General features: G+C 71.3%; 1 protein-coding gene and 1 pseudogene. Both read left to right on the top strand.

The window, feature by feature from the left end:
- A pseudogene (locus AC0CYZ_RS09870) lies at positions 1 to 251 on the top strand (hypothetical protein); the annotation flags it as partial.
- 34 nt (positions 252 to 285) lie between these two features.
- Positions 286 to 1,538, top strand: a 1,253-nt coding sequence (locus tag AC0CYZ_RS09865; protein WP_472214734.1) for a DHA2 family efflux MFS transporter permease subunit, incomplete at its 3' end; no start/stop codon positions are given.

Here is a 1,538-nt window from a genome sequence, read left to right as displayed (position 1 = left end):
CGACCCCGCTCGTCGTCGCCGGGCCGACCGTGCGACCCGACCCGGTGACGGCGTTCGGCGAGGCCCCGGCCGCGTCGGGCTGGTACGGCGTGGTGCGCGCGGCGGAGCTGCTGCCCCTGCTCTTCGGGCACGCGAACCGGCCCGTCTTCCTCGGCCACCGCGCCACGGCCCGGCGGACCCTCGCGCTCCCGGACGACCCGGAGCCGATGCGGATCAGCGGGGAGTGGTGGGCTGGAGGATCACGCCACTGATACTTGCGCAGGGAAACGCTGTCACACTGGCGTGGTGACGACCACACCGGCGGCTCCGGAGACGACGGCCCCCGCCGCGTCCCCGCAGGAGCAGGCGGACACCCCCCGCGGCGGGACGACGACGGCGCTGCGGCCCTCGGCCCCACCGGCCTCGCCCCCCGCGTCGGCGCCGGCCGCCGCGCCCGCCGCGGCCCCGGCGCGCGGGTCGGCCACGCCGTGGCTGCTGTCCCTGCTCGTCCTCGTCACCGGCATGTTCATGTCGGTCCTCGACGTCAGCATCGTCAACGTCGCGATCCCGTCGATGCAGAAGGACTTCGGGGCCACGACCGACCAGATCCAATGGGTCTCGACGGCGTACTCGCTCGCCCTGGGCGTGATCGTGCCGGCGAGCGCCTGGCTGGGCGAGCGGCTGGGCCTCGGCCGGGCCTACGTCGGGGCGCTCGTCGCGTTCGGCGCCGGGTCCGCGCTCTGCGGGCTCGCGTGGGACATCAACTCGATGATCGTCTTCCGCATCATCCAGGCGATCCCCGGCGGGATCATCCCCGTGGTGGCCCTGTCGATGGTCTACCGGCTCGTGCCGCGCGAGAAGATCGGCGCGGCGATGGGGCTCTACGGGCTCGGCATCGTGTTCGCCCCCGCCGTCGGCCCGACCCTCGGTGGCTACCTCGTCGAGTACGTCAACTGGCGGCTGATCTTCTTCATCAACGTGCCGATCGGCATCGTCGGCGCGATCGCGGCGCTGGTCTGGCTGCCGCTGCCGAAGGGGTCCAAGGGCAAGAAGTTCGACTTCCTGGGGTTCGCCGCGATCGCCTCCGGCCTGTTCTCGCTGCTCCTGGCGCTCTCCGAGGGCGAGTCCTGGGGCTGGACGTCCTACCCCGTGTTGATCCTCTTCACGGTGGGCACGCTCTGCCTCGCGCTGTTCGTCGTGATCGAGCTCGAGGTCGACGAGCCGATGCTGAACGTCCGGGTGTTCAAGTACTGGGCCTTCACGAACTCGTTGATCCTCATCGGGGTGCTCTCGGTGGGCCTGTTCGGGGTGCTGTTCTTCATCCCGCTGTTCCTGCAGCAGACCCAGGGGCTGGGTGCGTTCGACACCGGCCTCCTGCTGCTCCCGCAGGCCGTCGTCATGGGCGTGCTCATGCCGGTGGCGGGACGGATCTACGACCGGTTCGGCCCACGGATCCCGGCGGTCGTCGGCCTGTCGATCCTGGCCCTCGGGACCTGGATGCTGCGCGACCTCTCGGTGACCTCGTCGTGGAGCGACCTGCGCTGGATCCTGATGTTCCG

This window comes from Actinomycetospora sp., from assembly GCF_055612215.1.
This window is presented reverse-complemented; position numbering and strand designations above follow the sequence as displayed.